This is a genomic window from Cohnella sp. AR92, assembly GCF_003990975.1.
Lineage (GTDB): Bacteria > Bacillota > Bacilli > Paenibacillales > Paenibacillaceae > Cohnella.
On sequence record NZ_RZJR01000007.1, the window covers coordinates 341,783 to 359,759 of the forward strand.

General features: G+C 58.9%; 18 protein-coding genes and 1 riboswitch. Of the genes, 3 read left to right on the forward strand and 15 right to left on the reverse strand.

What is annotated here, in order from left to right; genetic code table 11:
- Positions 1 to 30: 30 nt before the first annotated feature.
- The gene (locus ELR57_RS13860; protein WP_126959671.1) at positions 31 to 1,056 is read right to left on the reverse strand and encodes a sulfate ABC transporter substrate-binding protein; all 1,026 of its coding nucleotides are present in this window, start codon (positions 1,054 to 1,056) and stop codon (positions 31 to 33) included.
- A gap of 310 nt (positions 1,057 to 1,366) precedes the next feature.
- On the opposite strand from ELR57_RS13860, the gene ELR57_RS13865 reads away from it, so the two are divergent.
- Together ELR57_RS13865 and ELR57_RS13870 are read left to right on the forward strand one after the other, a co-directional pair.
- Positions 1,367 to 2,485: a sulfate ABC transporter substrate-binding protein gene (locus ELR57_RS13865; protein WP_126959672.1), complete on the forward strand. Its 1,119-nt coding sequence runs from the start codon at positions 1,367 to 1,369 to the stop codon at positions 2,483 to 2,485.
- A gap of 369 nt (positions 2,486 to 2,854) precedes the next feature.
- A complete protein-coding gene (locus tag ELR57_RS13870; protein ID WP_126959673.1) occupies positions 2,855 to 4,123 on the forward strand; it encodes an S-layer homology domain-containing protein in 1,269 nt (422 codons plus the stop codon).
- 65 nt (positions 4,124 to 4,188) lie between these two features.
- Here ELR57_RS13870 and ELR57_RS13875 read toward each other — a convergent pair whose 3' ends face one another.
- From ELR57_RS13875 to ELR57_RS13940, 14 genes are all read right to left on the reverse strand, one after another.
- Positions 4,189 to 5,256, reverse strand: coding sequence for an acyl-CoA dehydrogenase family protein (locus ELR57_RS13875; protein ID WP_126959674.1), 1,068 nt, complete (start codon positions 5,254 to 5,256; stop codon positions 4,189 to 4,191).
- An 88-nt stretch (positions 5,257 to 5,344) separates the two neighbouring features.
- Positions 5,345 to 6,514: a mannitol-1-phosphate 5-dehydrogenase gene (locus ELR57_RS13880; protein ID WP_126959675.1), complete on the reverse strand. Its 1,170-nt coding sequence runs from the start codon at positions 6,512 to 6,514 to the stop codon at positions 5,345 to 5,347.
- Between the two features lie 183 nt (positions 6,515 to 6,697).
- Positions 6,698 to 7,363 carry an HAD family hydrolase gene (locus tag ELR57_RS13885; protein ID WP_126959676.1) on the reverse strand — a complete coding sequence of 222 codons (666 nt, stop codon included), beginning with the start codon at positions 7,361 to 7,363 and terminating at the stop codon, positions 6,698 to 6,700.
- A 157-nt stretch (positions 7,364 to 7,520) separates the two neighbouring features.
- Positions 7,521 to 7,673, reverse strand: a riboswitch (cyclic di-AMP (ydaO/yuaA leader).
- Between the two features lie 108 nt (positions 7,674 to 7,781).
- Positions 7,782 to 8,273, reverse strand: a complete 492-nt coding sequence (gene infC, locus ELR57_RS13890; RefSeq protein ID WP_126959677.1) for a translation initiation factor IF-3 — start codon at positions 8,271 to 8,273, stop codon at positions 7,782 to 7,784.
- 116 nt (positions 8,274 to 8,389) lie between these two features.
- Positions 8,390 to 9,475: a polysaccharide pyruvyl transferase family protein gene (locus ELR57_RS13895; protein WP_126959678.1), complete on the reverse strand. Its 1,086-nt coding sequence runs from the start codon at positions 9,473 to 9,475 to the stop codon at positions 8,390 to 8,392.
- Positions 9,435 to 10,631 carry a glycosyltransferase gene (locus ELR57_RS13900; RefSeq protein ID WP_126959679.1) on the reverse strand — a complete coding sequence of 399 codons (1,197 nt, stop codon included), beginning with the start codon at positions 10,629 to 10,631 and terminating at the stop codon, positions 9,435 to 9,437. Before ELR57_RS13900 ends, ELR57_RS13895 begins: the two co-directional genes overlap by 41 nt.
- Positions 10,628 to 11,341: a glycosyltransferase family 2 protein gene (locus ELR57_RS13905; protein WP_126959680.1), complete on the reverse strand. Its 714-nt coding sequence runs from the start codon at positions 11,339 to 11,341 to the stop codon at positions 10,628 to 10,630. Before ELR57_RS13905 ends, ELR57_RS13900 begins: the two co-directional genes overlap by 4 nt.
- Before the next feature lie 18 nt (positions 11,342 to 11,359).
- Positions 11,360 to 11,554: a hypothetical protein gene (locus tag ELR57_RS13910; RefSeq protein WP_126959681.1), complete on the reverse strand. Its 195-nt coding sequence runs from the start codon at positions 11,552 to 11,554 to the stop codon at positions 11,360 to 11,362.
- Positions 11,551 to 11,949, reverse strand: a complete 399-nt coding sequence (locus ELR57_RS13915; RefSeq protein ID WP_126959682.1) for a hypothetical protein — start codon at positions 11,947 to 11,949, stop codon at positions 11,551 to 11,553. Before ELR57_RS13915 ends, ELR57_RS13910 begins: the two co-directional genes overlap by 4 nt.
- A 157-nt stretch (positions 11,950 to 12,106) precedes the next feature.
- Positions 12,107 to 13,354 (reverse strand): DUF445 domain-containing protein, encoded by a 1,248-nt coding sequence (locus ELR57_RS13920; protein ID WP_126959683.1) that lies wholly within the window; start codon positions 13,352 to 13,354, stop codon positions 12,107 to 12,109.
- 253 nt (positions 13,355 to 13,607) lie between these two features.
- Positions 13,608 to 14,330, reverse strand: coding sequence for an amino acid ABC transporter ATP-binding protein (locus ELR57_RS13925; protein WP_126959708.1), 723 nt, complete (start codon positions 14,328 to 14,330; stop codon positions 13,608 to 13,610).
- A 16-nt stretch (positions 14,331 to 14,346) separates the two neighbouring features.
- Positions 14,347 to 14,994: an amino acid ABC transporter permease gene (locus ELR57_RS13930; protein WP_126959684.1), complete on the reverse strand. Its 648-nt coding sequence runs from the start codon at positions 14,992 to 14,994 to the stop codon at positions 14,347 to 14,349.
- Between the two features lie 86 nt (positions 14,995 to 15,080).
- A complete protein-coding gene (locus ELR57_RS13935) occupies positions 15,081 to 15,920 on the reverse strand; it encodes a basic amino acid ABC transporter substrate-binding protein (RefSeq protein ID WP_126959685.1) in 840 nt (279 codons plus the stop codon).
- A 220-nt stretch (positions 15,921 to 16,140) separates the two neighbouring features.
- Complete coding sequence (locus tag ELR57_RS13940; RefSeq protein ID WP_126959686.1) at positions 16,141 to 17,538, reverse strand: hypothetical protein; 1,398 nt, start codon at positions 17,536 to 17,538, stop codon at positions 16,141 to 16,143.
- Between the two features lie 150 nt (positions 17,539 to 17,688).
- Between ELR57_RS13940 and ELR57_RS13945 the strand changes: the two genes are divergently transcribed.
- Complete coding sequence (locus ELR57_RS13945; protein ID WP_126959687.1) at positions 17,689 to 17,904, forward strand: hypothetical protein; 216 nt, start codon at positions 17,689 to 17,691, stop codon at positions 17,902 to 17,904.
- Positions 17,905 to 17,977: the final 73 nt, after the last annotated feature.

Below are 17,977 nucleotides of genomic sequence, written 5' to 3' on the forward strand. Positions count from 1 at the left end.
GGATCGATCGCTTGCGCTTCGCTTCTGGCGTTACTTCTTCAGATAGATCTGGTCGAAGGTGCCTCCGTCCGCGAAGTGGGTCGCTTGCGCTTTATCCCAGCCGCCGAAGTCCTTGATCGTGACCAGATTCAGCTTAGGGAATTGCTTCTCGTAATCCTTCGCGACCTTCTGGTTGATCGGACGATAGAAGTTCTTCGCGATAATCCGCTGTCCTTCTTCGGTATAGAGGTAGTCCAGATAAGCCGTCGCGACTTCGCGGGTGTCATGCTTCTGGACGTTCTTCGTCACGACCGCTACCGTCGGCTCCGCCAGAATGCTGAGCGAAGGAGTCACGATCTCGAACTTGTCTCCGTATTCCTTCTTGGCGAGGTACGCTTCGTTCTCCCATGCCAGCAGCACGTCGCCGATTCCCTTCTCGACGAACGTTGTCGTCGAACCGCGCGCTCCCGTATCCAGAACCGGAACGTTCTCGTACAGCTTCTTAACGAATTCCTTCGCTTTGTCCTCGCTGTTCTTGTTCTGCTTCAGAGCATAGGCCCATGCGGCCAGGTAGTTCCAGCGAGCTCCGCCCGAAGTCTTCGGGTTCGGCGTAATGACCGAGACGTCCGGCTTGATAAGATCGTTCCAGTCCTTGATCTTCTTCGGATTGCCCTTACGCACGAGGAATACGATAGTGGACTTATAAGGAGCGCTGTTATTGGCGAGGCGCTTCTGCCAGCCCTTGTCGATCAGCCCCTTCTTCTCGATAGCCGTCACGTCATATTCGAGAGCGAGCGTAACGACGTCCGCTTGCAGGCCGTCGATGACCGCGCGAGCTTGAGCCCCCGAGCCTCCGTGGGATTGCTTGACGGTAACCGTCTGGCCCGTCTTCTTCTTCCAGTACTTCGCGAAGGCGGCGTTGTAATCGACGTACAGCTCGCGAGTCGGGTCGTAGGACACGTTCAGCAGGCTTACGCTTTTCTTCTCCTGCTTCTTGGACACCGCGGCGAAAGCGCTGGTTGTCGTCATGGCGAAAGCTAGGACAATCAGGATTAACAGGCGAATCGATCTCTTCATACCGGTGATCTCCCTCTTCAATTGAGATTTGGGCAGCCGAGGAATGACAAAGAGGCCGCGATCAGAGAAGCCCGGGAGCGGGCTGTGCTAATCGTGGCCTCCGGCGATCCGGTCGGCTGCTATGGCATTCGTAACTCGTGTGCCCATCATATATCACATTATTCATACCCGTCAACTATGTTTTAACATTTATTTTACCTTTTATTTTACACTTTCCAATTGACATCCTCCTCGCCCGATTGCTACAATCTCACCAAATTATAGAAATCCAATCGGATTTAAAAGAATTCATACAAAGGGGAGCTTCCTTATGCTTTATTCACCTCTGTCTTACCGCAAGAACCGCACAACAAACCGGCACCCGGGCCGCCGCGCCGCCGCATTCCTTCTTATCGCCCTATCCATCGCCTTGTCCGGCTGCTCCTCCTCCGCCAACGGAGATAAAGGGGGGAATGCAGCGCCATCCGAAGCGATTCCCTCCTCCGATTACAGCAAGCCCGCCAAGCTGCTGATCGCCTCCACGGACGGTACGGACGATCTGTATAAAGATCTGAACGCGGATTTCACTTCCTATTGGAAAGAAAACACCGGACAAGACGTCAGCATCGAGCAGTCGGCCGCCCCTTCCTCCAAACAGCTCGAGGCCATCAATAACGGCCAGCTTAAAGCCGACCTGGCCGTTCTCGGCGTCGGCACCGATCTCGATGCGATCCAGGCGAAGGGGCTCATCGGCGAAGGCTGGCAGCAGCGGTACGACTACATCAGTTCGCCGTACTACACGACGGTCGCTTTCGCGGTTCGAAGCGGCAATCCGCTCGGCATCAAGGAGTGGGAGGATCTGGCCAAGCCGGGGATCAAGCTCGTGGCGACCGATCCGAAGAGCTATACCGATGCCCGCTGGAGCTATGCCGGCGCATGGGCGTATGCGCTCAACAAGGACGGAGACGAGGAAGCGGCGAAGAAGCTCGTCCATTCGATTTATGCGAATGCAGCGGAGCTGGACGCCGATCTGGCGGCCTCGGAAGCGAAGTTCCTGGAGCAGGGAACCGGAGACGTTCTTCTGACGACGGAAGCCGAAGCCCTTCGCCTCGCGAACACGACCGCCCAAGGCAAGATCGAAGTGATCGTGCCGTCCGTCACCTTGACGGTGGAGCCGGTCGTCTCCACGGTCGACCGCGTCGCCGACGAGCACGGAGTCCGCGAGGCGGCTGCCGGATACGCCGATTACTTGTTCACGGAGCGGGCGCAGACCATCGCTTCCCGACACTACTACCGTTCCCGCTTCGCCTCCGTCAACGAGCAGTTCGCCAACCTTTTCCCGGAGAGGACCCTGCTCACCGTAGACGACAACCTGACGGGCTGGGAGGATCTGAACAGCCAGCACTTCGCCGATGGAGGCTTGTTCGAGCAGCTAGCCGGCAAACAATAGGCAATCAATAAGTAATTCAATAAGCAATTCAATAAGCAACTCAATAAGAGATACAATAGGCATTCGAATAGGCCGCCCAATAGGATTTTCAATAGGCCATCCAATAGGCTGACTAGTCTATACGTGCAATCCCGGCAAACTAGGCAATAAGGCCGAACCCCTTGGCTCGCGCGGATTGCAGGCCATTAGGCCTATGCGAATCAAGACTTCCGGAGTCTGCCAGTTTAGGCGTCCCGCCCGTTGTTCACCCCGTTCCAAGTATGATTAGCTTGTATCTGTCGGCTTTTCTCGACGCCTTAAGCGCTTTCTTGCCAAGGTTCGAGCAAGGCCATCAGGCGGAATCATGATTGTGAACACGGGAGGATACACATGCGAAGATGGACGGCGGCAATCCTGGTATGGACAGTGATCGGAGGCGGACTATCGGCTTACGGGCTCGTCCCGAATTCGGGAACGGCGGAAGCCGCGCAAGCGACCGTCGCCGCAGCGACGACCTTCAAGGATATCCATGGCCATTGGGCCGAGAAGACCATTAACGAGATGATGAAGAAGGGCATTCTGGACGGGTATCCGGACGGGACGTTCCGGCCCGACGCTCCGGTGCAGGTCGATCAGTTCATCAAGATGCTGATCGTCTCCGAATCCGATCTTTACAGCAACGGAGAACGCAACTGGAGCCAGAAATTCCTGAGCTCGCTCAGCACCGAGAACCAGACGATCCTGAAGCAGGACTATCGTTATTTCGACTTCAAATCCAGCACGACCGGTTACTGGGCGAAGCCGTTCATCGATGTCGCCAGCGACCTGAACTTCCTGAACAAGAGCCGTTATTCCGATTTCCAGACGGATATGACCCGGCAGAACGTCGCGGAAGTGATCTATTATACGCTCAAGGAGACCGAGTATCTGGAGGATGAGCAATTCGGGCAGAAGCTCGCCTCCGCCTACGGGGATATCCGCAGCGCTAGCGACCGGGAGCAGAAGTTCATCGGCGAAGCGCTGGCCAAGGGAATCATCCAAGGCTACCCGAACGGCTACTTCGGAGTCGGCGACGTCGTCACCAGGGCCCAGGCGCTCGTCATTCTGGACCGGCTAACCCATCCGGCCAACCGGATCGCGGTCCCCGTATCGGCCGACAACCTGGAGCGGGCCGTGCCGACCTCGGGCGGGGGAAGCAAGGTCGTCGTCTTCCCGGACCAACGGATGTACAAGGCCTACGACATCCTGGCTCAAGCCGGCGCCCTGCGCGGAACGAACCACGACCTGTTCGAGACGACGCTGCGCCTGTTCAAGGACGGGGACGAGAAGGCCGGCGTGCTGAACCGGGCGGCGAGCGCGAAGGAACCGACGGAAGAGACCACGCTCTGGCTGGACCCGCAGTACAACACGTACGGCATTACGATCCGCTTGAGAGAAGGCACGTTCGCTCGCAACCAGGAAGCGGTGCAGCTGTTCGGCAACTACCTGTTCGGCTATAACGCTTCGACGTTCAACCAGCTGTTCTCGGACATCTGCACGAAGGTCGCGGCGGGCAAGACGATCGAATCGAGGAAAACGGTGATCGGAGACGACAACGTGGACGTTCAGATCGACAACGCGAACAAAACGGTCATTTTCTCCATCGCCAAGAAGAAATAAGCAGGCTCGGGAATAGAAGAAGGGAAGCGCACGGCGGCCAAGCCGCTTGCGCTTCCCTTCTGTCGTTATTCCGGCAGCGGCAGCAGCACCGAGTGCTGCGTCACCGTATGCAAATCCCGCCACGTGCGGTTGAGCGGATGATCGTGCTGAAGAGCGGTCATTCCGAGCAGAGGGAAGATCGCCTCCGAGCCGGCTCTTGCGATCGCGGCCGCCTCTTGGCTCACCCGGCTGATCTCCTTCCAGCTCTCCTCCGGGAGCTCCCGGGACGCCTCGAATTCCGCCCAGGTTGCTTCCACCGTCCGATAGAACGCCTCCGACGCCTCCTCCCGGCGCCGTTCCTGCTCTCCGAGGCAATCCTCCAGGGCTTTTAAGCGCGCCGGATTTTTCTCCCGCCAGATCCCGCTCTTCTGCTCCAAGAACAATCGGCACTCCTCCAGAAAATGCCGCGACATTCCCAAGGAAGCGGACGCGAAGCTCACCTGCGCGAAGGGGAGGAACGGATAGCGGTAGATCGCGTCCTCGAATCGGGGCTCGGACACGATGTCGAACGTCATCTCCGCCGGGACGAAGGCATCCGCGACGGAGATCGAATGGCTCGCGGTCGCGCGCAAGCCGAAGGAGTTCCAATCTCGGATGATCTCAACCTGCTCCGGCCGGAAAGCGAACGAGCGCATCTCGTCCGGCTGTCCCTCCCGCTCGATTAAGCAATTCGCGGTGAAGAAGCTGGCGAAGGTCGAGCCGCTGCAGAACTGCCAGCGTCCGTTCACCCGGTAGCCTCCTTCGACCGGGATCGCCTTCCCGGTAGGGAGCCCGCTGCCCGCCAGCACCGCTTCGCGTCCGGAGAACAGCGCTCTCGCTTCTCTCTCGGGAATCGTCGCCGCGAAGAAGCCGCCGCCCGAGCCGATCGTTACTAGCCAGCCCAGGGCTCCGTCCGCCCAGGCCGCTCGCTCGAACAGCTTCAGCGCTTCCGGCAGAGGGGTCATTCTTCCGTTATATTCATTCGGGACGAACAGCTTGAACAGTCTCTCATCATAAACTTGCTCTAGCAGCCAATCGTCGATCCGACCCGCCGCTTCCATCTTCGGCGAGAGCTCCCGAATCCGTCTTATCGCTTCGTTATCATATAAGAACATTCGCCTCAGCTCCGATCTTGTCTCGAACCACTATAACACGACAGCGGCGCCGGGAGCCACCGAGCTCCCGCGCCGCTGCCGCCTATCGTTATCGGTCCGCCGCCTTGCGTTTCAGCCGTTCATATTGTTCCGCGATCCGGAAGTGAAGAGGCTGATTCTCGCGAATGCCCATATGGTTGCGGATGACGTCCCGCACCCCGTTCTCGCGAATGCGCCGTTGAAGCTGCATCGCCTCTGGATCGTTCTCGTCATCGAACAAGAGCGCCGCCGAGATCAGCTGCGTCAGAAGCGGTGCCTGCATGCCGAGTCCCTCCGCCTGGATCGCCGGACGTACGAGCCGGTCTCCCGGCGCCGTCTTGCGCAACGGCGAACGACCGACCCGCGTCACTTTGTCGATGAGGTTCGGATTCGCGAAACGCTGCATCGACTTGCGAATGTACCGACGATGCTCCTCGGCATTCCAATTGTACTTGTGCACGAGAAGCCTTCCCGTCTCTTCCAGAACGCCCTCCACCTTCTGACGCAGCGAGGTGTCCTCCAGGGCTTCCCCAATCGTCTGGTACCCGGCCAGGTAGCCGAAGTAGGCGGCCCCGCAGTGGCCGACGTTCACGGTATAGAGCTTCCTCTCCGCATAAGGCTCCAGCGAATCGACGTAACGGACGCCGCGAATTTCCTCCGCCCCTGCACTAAGGGGGTCCCTCTCCAGCACCCACTCGCAGAAGGGCTCTACCCGAACGCCCAACGAGTCGCTCCCGCTCTGCGGAGGAACAATCCGATCCACGATTGCGTTCGGGAAGGAGACTCGCTGGTTGGCGAGCTCCCGCTCCTCTTCCTTAAGATGCGAGTAAACCCACTTTTTGAGCTTCGAGCTGCCCTTCACCGCATTCTCGCAGGCGATCACCTGAAGCGGCCGTTCATTCTCCCGGAGCCGCACGGCTATTCCTTCGGCGATCGCTTTCGCGATATGGGGCAAGCCCGACTCCCCGACCGCCGTCGTGATCAGGTCCGTCTCCGCAATCCTTCGCTTGACTGCCTCTCCGTTTCTCAGATGGACCGCCGTTACATTTTCCACCTGCTCGACCCGCTCTGCCTCCCCGGCAAGCGTCACCTGATAGCTCCTGTTCTGCTTCAACAGCGCCACCTGCTTCTCGTTGCGGGCCACGAAGCATACTTCATACCCCGAACGGGATAGCATCATGCCAATGAAGCCTCTCCCGATGTTCCCCGCTCCGAAATGCACGGCCTTCTTCGCCAGCATGGCCAATTCTCCTCTCCGGTTATTCTCTCTCCCGTCCTTGTGCGACGAGCCGCCGAATGAATCCGGAGGAACGGATCGATGTAGCGCCTGCTTTATCGAAACTCTAATGGGTTCTCGTTAACGATCTCGCTCCTTCTTACGGTCTCGCCGACCTATCTCTGTTTATCGAATTGCTCGTAAATTTTAGATGACTCCACTTGGAGAAGCGATCAATCGCCCGAAGTCCAGCTCCTCGAGAGAATCCACCCGATGTCCGACTTGGGGAAAATCAAGAAGGCGAGTCGTCTCGTTCGGAGCCAAGACGCAGTGCATGCCTGCCGCCAGCGCCGCTCTCACCCCATTGGGCGAGTCTTCGAAAGCGATGGCTTCATGGGACTCGACACCTAAGGCGTCTAGTGCCCGAAGGTACAGCTCCGGGTTCGGCTTCACGTTCTTCACGTCGTCTGCCGTCCGAATGCATTGGAAATAATCGGCCAGGCCAAGCCGCTCCAGATAGGTATCCACCCATTCTCTCGAAGAGCTGGACGCAACCGCCAACTGCATGCCTCTGGCTCTGGCTTCCTCCAGGAAAGCTTCGACTCCGGGGCGTACGGCTTCATGCTTCATCAGCTCCGAATGCCGGCTGCGAACCGACTCTCGGAACTCAACTCGATCGATGGGAAGTCCATGGTGAGTAATTAAGTGTTCATAGGGATTGAATAAACCGAGGCTGGTGCCGATGCACTGGGAATAGGTCTCGAGGGTAAGATCCACATCGTGCCGCCGGTAGGCTTCTCGAAAAGCAACATACCATGCGGTCTCCGTGTCAATAATGGTTCCATCAAAGTCAAATACAAGGGCTCTGATCATCTCTCTCTACTCCTTCTCCGTTGGATTTGGTTACTCCGCCTTACGGCCGGGGACAGGGGGACGATTACGACGCAGCGCCGGATGGAGAGCAGGCAAAAGGACAAAAAGGGACCCTAATTAGGGTCCCTGGCTTTACTGCAATTAAATTAAAATGCGCCTGACCCATCTCCTGCTGACGAGGTTAGCTGACGGACTCGGGTAGATGGTACCCTACGACCGGCCATCTTCATCGATAGACCGGTGATTCGCCCCAAATGACTGGTTCCCCCGCTTCCCAACGCGGCCGTTGGAAATTAAGCGTAAATCAAGCATAGCGTATCTCTGCCGATACGTCAAAGGAATAAGCGCCTATTTTGTTAGATAAGCTGACAATACTCGTACATGAAATAGGCTCGATATGGCTTCGACCGCATACGGCTTAGACCGGATCCAGCTGAACGGCCGCTTGCTTGCCGCTTACCTGAATGCCCGTCTTGCGGCGTCCGTTCGCGGCAAGATCCTTGGCGAACCGTTCGAGCAGCTCCTTGGCCGCCGCTCCCTCCTTGGCGTTCGTCAGCTTTACCACGAACTGCACGGCATTGCCGGAAGCGAGCAGCTTCTCCGCCTGCCTGCGCTTGGTGTCGTAGTCATGCTCTTCGATATGCGGGGTGAGACGCAGCTCCTTCACCTTGGGAGCTTGTCCGGCGGATCGATCCGCCTTGGACGCTTCGTTCTTCTGCTGTTTCGCCGCCCCCCGGGCGACGAGCCTGCATGGCGGGGGACTGCTGAATAAGGACTCGCACACCAGATCCACCTTCAGCTTGCGGGCCGTCTCCAATGCTTCATCTCGCGTCACGACTCCCAGGTCCTCGCCGTTCACCCCGGTGAGCCGAACCTCGGACGCTTTGATTTTCTCGTTCATGAGCAGCATCTATGTAAACCTCCGGACTCTTCGATTAGCCGGCGTTTAGGCCGGGAACGAAGGGCCCGGAACGCGCGGCAACCCCATTATACCACGCGATATCGGCAGCCGTCCGGGGCGGGACGTTAGAACAGCCCCCGTTCGAACGGCTCCCGGAGAAGCGTCTCGGCCCGGCCCTTGGCCTCCGCGAAGCTCGCGGCGAGCTCCCGCTTCCGGCTTAAGCCCGCATCGATCGCCCGGAGAATCGCCGTCTCCGCGTCCGCCTCGTCGGTCGGCACGATCATCTCCTCCGCTCCTAGCGACGAGGCGAAGTCGAAGCACTTGAAGCGATAGCCCAGGCTGACGAACGGAACCCCGACCGCCGCGGATAGAACGCAGGCGTGAAGCTTCAGGTTAACCGTCAGCTCAAGCCTCTCCATCATTCGGATATATTCCGGATATTCGTGGACATCCGGATCGTACACGACTTTCTCGCTGCTTATCTTGCCGAACAGGCGGCGGCTCGCCTCGCGGTCCGGCCCCCATACGACGTACAGATACAGCTTGAACCCGCGTGCGATCAGCGTACGGCACACGGAAGCCAGCGAATCCTCCAGAGCGGCCTCGTCCGCTCCGTAGATCCGGTTGTAGACCGTCCCCCAGTTGATGCCGATCCAGCGATCTTGCGTTGCCTCAAGCGATCCTTCTCCGCCCGCGGAATCGACCGACGACGCCTTCTCCGGCGCCGCAACCAGCAGACCGGGATCGCCGCTCACTCGAATCCGGTCTAGCGGAACTCCTTGCTCCCGAAGATACGCGAGAGTCCAAGGCCCTCGAACCCCGAAGAAGGAAGCATGCCCGGCGATATCCGCCAGCTTGCTCCGATACCCGTCGCTCTCGCGGACCGATTCGGGGCGAACGACTCCCCGGCGTTCCGCCTTCGAGAGGTGGATGCAATCGTACCCGCTGCCCCAGACGATCAGCCGCTTGCCTTCCTTCGCCGCTTGATGGGCGAGATCCGCGTACCCTCCGATCAGCAGAGATCCTCCGCCCAACACGACGGTGTCGTAGCCGGACAGATCCTTCACGTCGACTCCCGGAACGCTCGGTATGATCTCGTAGCGGTCGGAAGGAAGATACCGATCCGCCAATTCCCGGAACAGCGTCCACATGAATTCGTCTCCGAAATTCTTAAATCCGATCCATCCGAGATAGAGCACCTTCCTTTTCATTCGCGCTTCCCCTTCCTTCCCGGGCGGCCTCGGCCGCCCGCCCGTAGATTCGCCGGAGCGACTCGCCGATCCGGTCGATGCCGAAGCGCTCCGATGCCCACTTTCTCGCCGAATTCCCCATCCATCGCAATCGATCGGGAGCTTCCAGCTCCAGCGCCAGGCGATCCGCGATAACCTCCTCCGTCGGCCGCCTCTCCGAAGCGTGATCGCCGAAGTACATCTCCCACGCCCGATCATAGACCTGCGGCTCCACCATGCCGAAGTAACCGTGGTTGCCGATCGCGAGCACCGGCTTCGCGCAATGCATCGCCTCTAGGGCGACTCTGCCGGTTCCGACGACCAGATCGCCCAAAGCGAGATAGTCGCGAATTCTCGTCTGGCTGCCCACCAGGTGGATGAACCTTCGCCCCGTCTCCTTCTGAGTTTGCTGCGCGATCCTCTTGATCTCTTCATATTGATTGCCATCCCCCACGACAACCAGATGGAGAGAAGCGCCCCGACCGTCCTTTATCCTTGCCGCGGCGCGGATCAGCATCGAGCATACCGCCGCCTTGTCCCAGGCTAGCCGGCTGGCATAGACGACGACGGGAGCGGCGTCCGGTATGCCGAGCGATTCCCGAAGCCCCGATGGAGCGGGCCCCGGGTAGAATTCCAAAGGGTCGACCGCGTTCGGCACAAGCTCCGACTCGATCCCCAGCCCGTTCAGATAGGCTTGCACCGGCAGACTTACGCTGATGAATAGGCAGCCGAGCTCCTTCATCTCCCGAAGCTGCTCATGCGAATAATACGCGCCGTGGACGGTGAATACGACCGGAATCCCGAGCTCCCGCGCCGCGATTGCGGCGTATACGCCCGACGGCGTCTGATGCACATGGACGATCCGGACGGCTTTGAACCGCATGATCCGGCGCAGCTCGCCCACCACCGCCTCTCCGGCGGACGGATTCAGGAGCCGCCCCGGGGTAAGATCGATCTTGTACATCGGACACCCGGCCCGCGCGTAAGCCTCGTACATCCTCCCTCCCGCTCCCGCATAATAGGGCTGGATTCCGACGCGGCCCAGAGCTTTCACGAGACTGAGCACGTGCGTCTCCGTTCCCCCGACCGCCAAGCTGTCCATCACCATCAGGACTTTGCTCCGCTCGGGCCCGATCATTCTCGTCCGCCTCGATTCTTGCCGTAGTACAAACGGGAGCGCTGCCCCGGGTACTGCCGGTAGTAATACAGAACCTCCGGCAGGTTCTCCGCGTTGTCGGCCTTGGGATTCAGACGCTTGGCGATGAACTCGTAATCCTCCGCGCCGGGTAGGGCGCGGGTGTAGCCCCCCGTCCGATCGAATAGGCTCCCCCTGATCAGCAGGGTTCCATGGCAGATGCAATGCCCGCCGCTCCGATAAACCTTCCCGATCTGCTCCCCGTACCGGATCCAGCCCGCTTTGCCCCCCTTCCGCCCATTCTCGTCGATGACGGCGTAATTCGTGCCCAGCAGCTCAATCGCAGGGTGCGATTCCAGGAACGCGACTTGCTTCGCCAGCCGCTCCGGATCCGAGAGATCATCGGAATCGTGCGCCGCGACGTATTCTCCTCTAGCGAGGTACAGCCCTGCCGTGCTTGCGCCGGAATAGCCGACATTGCGCGGAAGCCGCAGCAGCACGCATTCCCTTCCCGCAAGAGCCCCTTCCCTCTCCCGTTCTATCCATTCTTCCGCTATTCTCGCGGACTCGTCCGTCGACGCGTCGTCCACGACGATCAGCTCCCAGTCCGGGTAACTCTGGCGAGCGATGCCGTCTAAGCACTCTATCAAAAAAGCCCCTTTGTTGTAATTCGTAACCACGACGCTAACTCTTCCCTTTATTCGATCCGGCATGTCTCCAAGCTCCTTCCCTTATGCTATCAATCGAACGTAACAGATTGACGCTAGAGGAAGCACCGCATGCCTTCCGTTGCCGTAGCCGGAGACGCCCGACGTTCTCACGACCAGCCGCCCCTCGTCCGCGGACACGAGCACGCCCGCCACCACCTCGCTTGCGGTAGCGGCTTGTACTTCCCGCCCTATCCAACCTTGCAATCGGTCCGTCATTCTCCCGACACCTCCACGTATATCGCTTGATCCAGATTGGCGATCACGATCAGCTCCTCCGATTCCCGCACGACGGCGAAACCGTCTCCCACCTCGGCCAGTACGCCTTGAATCGAACCGCCTACGGTAGACAGCTCGACCTTCCGGCCCAAGGCCGACTCGAGCGAGCTCTGAATCGGCGCGCTCGCCCGGGATGCCCGAGCCCGAGGCATAGCATCCCCGTCGTCTCGCTCGCCTTCTTGCCCCGACTCCTGCCGAACGGAGGACGCCGCCTTCCCGCCCTTATCTTCCATGCCGTCTAGCGTTGAATCCCTGCCGACGGAGATCTGATCGATAAGCTGCCGAAGCCCGTCCAGCCACAGCCGAATCTCCTTCTCGCTTGCCCATATCCACATTTTCCTCACCTGCCTGACGATTTGATGTCGCTAATAGAACAAGCTATACAAAACAAAAGGACTGTGACACAACGCATCACAGTCCTTGCCTCAATATATGTCCTTGCTCCCCGTACAGCCATCGCCGCCAGGCCGGTAACCCCGAGACATTCCCCCGTCAGAAGATCAGGTTGACTCCTTCCAGCAGCAGCCCGATCAGGAAGCCGCACACCGCTCCGTTCACCCGGATCCATTGCAGGTCCGAACCGACCTTGTCCTCGATCATCTCGATCAGCGTCTTGTTGTCCAGCTTGTCCAGATTCTCCCGAACCAGCGCGCCGATGCGCGAATGGTTCTCGTCGACAAGGCCGGAGATGCGATCCTCGACCCAGCCGAGGATGCCGTCCAGCCGTTCCGGCTCCTCTCGGAAGCGAGCCAGGAAGCCGTTCACCGCCGGAGCGACGATCTCGGTCGCGTAGCGTTCCTCTTGAACGAAGGCGATCGCCCTCTCCCGCAGCTCGCCGAGCCACTTCCTCAAGTAACCCTCCAGATCCCAGCCGTTCAGCATGCTAAGCTTCGCGGCATCCAGCCCTTCCGCGACTCCCGCTTGGTTCGGCAGTTCGATCAGAATACGGCGAATCTCGTCCAATAGCAGCATTCGAAGCGGATGGTTCTCATACTGCCTCATCTCTCTCAAGCTGGAGAGAATCGCATTCTGGAGCAGCACGCCGAGCTTGTCCTCGCTCATGAAGCCCGCGAACGCGTTCACCGCGAAGCCCATCAGCCCGCCGGCCTTGATTCCGGACAGCGCGTTCGCCGCCATCGCTCCGAGTTGATCCCTCGCGGCGTCCCGGACCAGGATGCCCTCCGCTTTGCGCAGCAGGAAGTGAAGGGCTTGCTCCTCGTAGCCTCGCTCCAGCACCTCGTCTCGCAGCACGGTAAGGACGGCGGAGGAATCCAGATCCTTCGCCTTGAGCTTCAACTGCTCCGCCAGAATCGGCACGATCCGATCGATCGGCAGATGACGAGCGGCATACTCGCTGACGGAGACGATCGCCCGGACCGCATCGTCGGCATGACGCTCGGCCAACGAGAGCAGCTTGTCTCCCGCGAGGAAAGCTCCGACCTTCGATTTGATGCTCTCCTTCGTGAGGAATTCGTTCTCGATCACGTTCACGAGAGAACGAATGACCTTGTCCCGGTTCCGGGGCAGCAGAGCCGTATGGGGAATCTTGATCCCCAGCGGATGCCGGAACAGCGCCGTCACGGCGAACCAGTCGGCCAGACCGCCCACCAATCCCGCTTCGAAGCCTCCATGCAGAAGCGCCCCGGCTCCGTAGCCGAGCAGCGGAAAAGTACCGATAAAGCCGGCACCCATAATCCCGAGGGAGATGGCGGCCGAATGTCTAGCTTGATTGCGTGGCATATGCAGGCTTCCTTCCGAATAAGGCTGATGTCTTGCTCTCTATGCCTCTTATTCTACCCTCTGGACGGCGATGGAACAAATGTCCAACGCTCCATTGCGCCGATCTCCGCAGCCTCCACCCTTACGTTTTCCGCCGGTAGTCGTTTTTTTCCACTATCTCCCGCCCGTTTGCCCTTCGGAGCTCGGAGGACGTCTGCGAACAGCAAAGTGCCGAAGCTGCTCCCGCACGGAGCTTCTTCGGCACCTTTTCTGCTTACAACACCTTCGATAAGAAAGCTTGAGTCCGCTCCTGCCGAGGGTTCTCGAACAGCTCCGCCGGAGTGCCTCTCTCCACGATTCTCCCTTGCTCCATGAAGAGCACGCGGTCGCCGACCTCGCGGGCGAAGCCCATCTCGTGCGTCACGACGACCATCGTCATCCCTTCGGACGCCAGCTCCTTCATGACGCTCAGCACCTCGCCGACCATCTCGGGATCCAGCGCCGAGGTCGGCTCGTCGAACAGCATGATCTTCGGCTCCATCGCTAGAGCCCGCGCGATAGCCACCCGCTGCGCTTGACCTCCGGACAAGGAATCCGGATGGGCCTGCGCTTTCTCCTCCAACCCGACCTTCCTCAGAAGCTCCATTGCTTTCGCTTCGGCTTTCTCGGCCGGCCAACCCCTGACGCGAATCGGAGCCAGCGTGATATTGTCCAGCACGTTCATATTGGGAAACAGATTGAAGCGCTGGAACACCATCCCGACTTCCTCGCGGACCTCCGTTATCTTCGTCCTCGCGTCCATGAGCGACTTGCCCTCGATGAATACGTCTCCGGAATTGGGCTTCTCCAGCAGGTTCAGGCAGCGCAGCATGGTGGACTTGCCGGAGCCGGACGGTCCGATGACGACGACCACCTCTTGTCTCGCCACTTCGAGATCGATATCGTAGAGCACCTGGTTAGCGCCGAAGGACTTGTTCAGGCCGGATACCCGAATGATCGGATCGCTCATGCCGTTACACCTTCCTCCCGATGAACTGAAGCAGCTTGCTTAGCAGATAGGTGAGAACAAAATAGATCAAGGCTGCCGTGAAGTAGGGCTCCCAGACCCGCATGTACTGGCCTTTCATCGCGTTGCCCCAATACATGATCTCGGGTACGGCTATGTACGCAACCAAGGAAGAGTCCTTCACCAGCACGATGAATTCGTTGCCGAACGCGGGAATCATCCGCTTCACCGCCTGCGGAAGAATGACGTGCCGCATCGCCTGAAAGGGGGTCAACCCCAGCGAATAGGCGGCTTCGCGCTGCCCCGGGTCGATCGATTGGATGCCGGCCCGGTAGATCTCCGCCGTGTAAGCCGCCGAATTGAGCGACAACGCGGTGACCGCGGCGGCGAGGGCATTCGTCTTGCCGAGGATATTCGGAATGAGAATGAAATGAGTCATTAGAATTTGCAAGAGAAGCGGAGTGCCTCTGAAGAAGTTGATGTACATGCTGGCCGGCCATCGGAAGTACCAGCCGGAGGCCATCTTGCCGAACCCGATCAAGAGCCCCAGCAGCGCGCCCAGAAGAATGGATAGCAAGGAGATTCCTACCGTATAGCCGGCCCCTCTCATAAACAGAGGGAAGTAATCCCGGATGATGTCGAATTTGAAGTCCACCGGAAGCGCTCCTCTCGCGTGGGTACATATCGTAAAAAAGCATGCGTAACGTCTCCATTACGCATGCGATGGCTCCCGCTAGGGACTTACTTCGTCTTCAGCAAATCCGCCGTATCCGGCTCGACGCCGATCCACTTCTTGTACATCGCCTTGTACTCGTCGCTTGCGCGAACCTTCTCGACCGCCGCGTCGAGCTTCGACTTCAGATCGGCGCTGCCCTTCTGAAGCATGATTCCGTAATACTCGGGCGCGAAGTTATTCTTGTCGTAGATCGCTTTGTACTTCTTGTCCGGATGCTCTTGAACGTACGCCTGCACGACCCCGAAGTCGGCCACGACCGCGTCGACCCCGCCGTTGTCCAGCTCCAGCAGCGCCAGCGTATTGCTGTCGAAGCGCTTCAAGTTGGTGTTGCTGTCGCCCATAATGCCCTTCATCAGTTCATCCGCCGTTGTCGCGCCTTGCACGGCCACCTTCTTGTCCTTCAATTCCAGCGCGTTCGCAACCGTCGACCCTTCCTTGGTCAGAATCATGTTGACCGACTCGAAATAAGGAATCGTAAAATCGGAAGATTGCTTGCGGTCGTCCGTAATGGTAATCGCCGAGATAGCCGCCTTGTAGCTGCTCTTGTCGCCTTGGGTCATCTCCGCGAGCAGCGCGTCCCAGCCGACATTCTCCAGCTTATAGGAAAGTCCCGCTTCCTTCATGACCGCATCCAGGAAGTCCGCGTCGAAGCCGACGATCTTGTCCTTGTCCATGCTCTCGAAAGGCGCATAGCTGGCGTCGGTGGCCACCTTGAGAACAACCTGCTCCGGGCTGCCGCCGGAGCTTGCTTCACTGCCGCTGGCCGGCTTGTCGTTCTTGGAGCCGCACGCCGTTAAAGACAGAGCCAACACTGCCGTCATTGCCACGATTGACCATTTCCCCATACCGCATCCCCCTATTTGATGTCACTAAAATTAACACAATTTTAGCAGTAGTTTGCCATATTTTCAATTTTTATTTATGATAATCGGATAAATAACTAACATTCATTCAAGTTAATGCCTATTTATTAATTCATTTGTAATATATAGTTACACGTAAACCTGAATATAAAAACAGGCTAAGCCCCCAGAAGAAGCTTAGCCCGATCTCCAAACCCTTTTTCTATACGAGGAACATCGCAACGATCGTCGTCACCCCAAGGCCGATCAGAACCGGCTTCAGATTCCGCCTCGCGAGCTCGAACGGGCTGACGCCGCAGATCGCCGCCGCCGGGATAAGCGCCCACGGGATGAGCGTTCCCCCGCCGACCCAGATCGCCGCCACTTGCCCCAGCGCCGTAAGCGTCGCCGCTCCGGAGCCGATGGCCGTGGCGAACATGCTCGCAACCGAGCCCGCCAGCGAGATGCCGGAGAAGCCCGAACCGTCCAGTCCGGTGATCGCTCCCGTTACCGTTAACGTAATCGAGCCTACGACTCCGTTCACCGGAACCGCGTTCGCCAGAGCGACCCCGAGATCGTTCACGATTCCGTGCGAGCCGGCCGGCAGATTGTCGCCAAGAAGCTGCGTGAAGGCGGAATCTCCCAGATAGAAGAACGCCGCAATCGGAATGACGGGACCGAAAATCTTGAACCCGAACTGGAATCCTTCCACCAGATACGAGGTCATCTCCTCCAGTCCTTGGTTCCGATGCGCCAGAAGGGCCAGCACGACGAGGATTAGCACCGCCGTGCCGCCGATGAGCGCGGTCGCGTCTCCCCCTTGCAGATCGTAGGCGAACATGGCGACGACATCGAGCAGGAACAGAATCGGAATGACGATCGCCGCCCATTGCTTCACCCGCAGCGGCAGCGAGATCGAACCGGCATCCGCGGACAGCGCCGATTGGCCGCCCTCCACGAGCCCGTCTTTCCACGTTCCCTTTCTCCGATCGCGATGCATGAACCAGAACGCCAGAACCGTCGTTACCGCCCCCATCACGATAACAAGAGGCACGCTCGCCTCCATCACCTCGGACACCGGAAGCCCCGCCGCGTCGGCCGTCAGCTTGGGAGCCCCCTGAATAATGTAATCCCCCGACAGCGCGATCCCGTGACCGAACAGGTTCATCGCCATAGCGGCGCCGAGGGCCGGCAGCCCGACCCGCACCGCGGCCGGCAGGAGCACCGCTCCGATCAAAGCGACTCCGGGGGAAGGCCAGAAGAACCAGGAGGCTACCATCATGATGATGCCGATTCCCCAGAAGGCAAGTGCCGGGGTCCTCATGAAGCCGGTCAGCGGCCGAACCATGATCTCGTTGATTCCGGTGCGAATCATGACCCGGCTCATCGAGACGATAATGGAGATAATGAAGATCGTTCCGATCAATTCCTTGGTCGCGTAGGTAAAGCTGTTGAAGATGCCGGAGACGGAGTCATTCAGGCTCTCGGTCGCGATCAGCGCCAGCGCGAGAATGCCGGCGACGCAGATCATCGTGGTGTCCCTTCTCTTGATCAATAGCGCCAGAATGAATACAATGAACGCCAGGTACACCCAATGCAGGGAAGACAGTTCCACGTCCATTCTTCGCATCCCACCCTACTCTATTGGAAGTGGTACATTGTATGAGGGGGACGGAGACTCCATGCCAAGATTTCGGACAACGTGACCGTTCGTGTCGGATAGGCTTGTCTTTATGCGATTTTATGGAAAATAAGAGAGAGGGGATGCCCCATGGCTATCCAGCGCAGACTCACGACAGATGCGGATTTCGAGGAAGCGATGACGCGACAGCTCGGAATCCGAGTGTTCCGCGACGATCAGATCGTCGATTCCGGAGGCGTGATCATCCGATTCGACGAGAACACGATCATCATTCAATCCGGCGTAGGGGATTTCGCCTATCACCCGCGCGCGCTTTGCGAGTTTTTCGAACTGAAGAAGAGATGATGGAAGCAAGAGGGCAATAGGGGGTCCCGTAAGCAAAGCTTAGGAATGGGGGCGAGGTCGGGGTTTCGGGGTC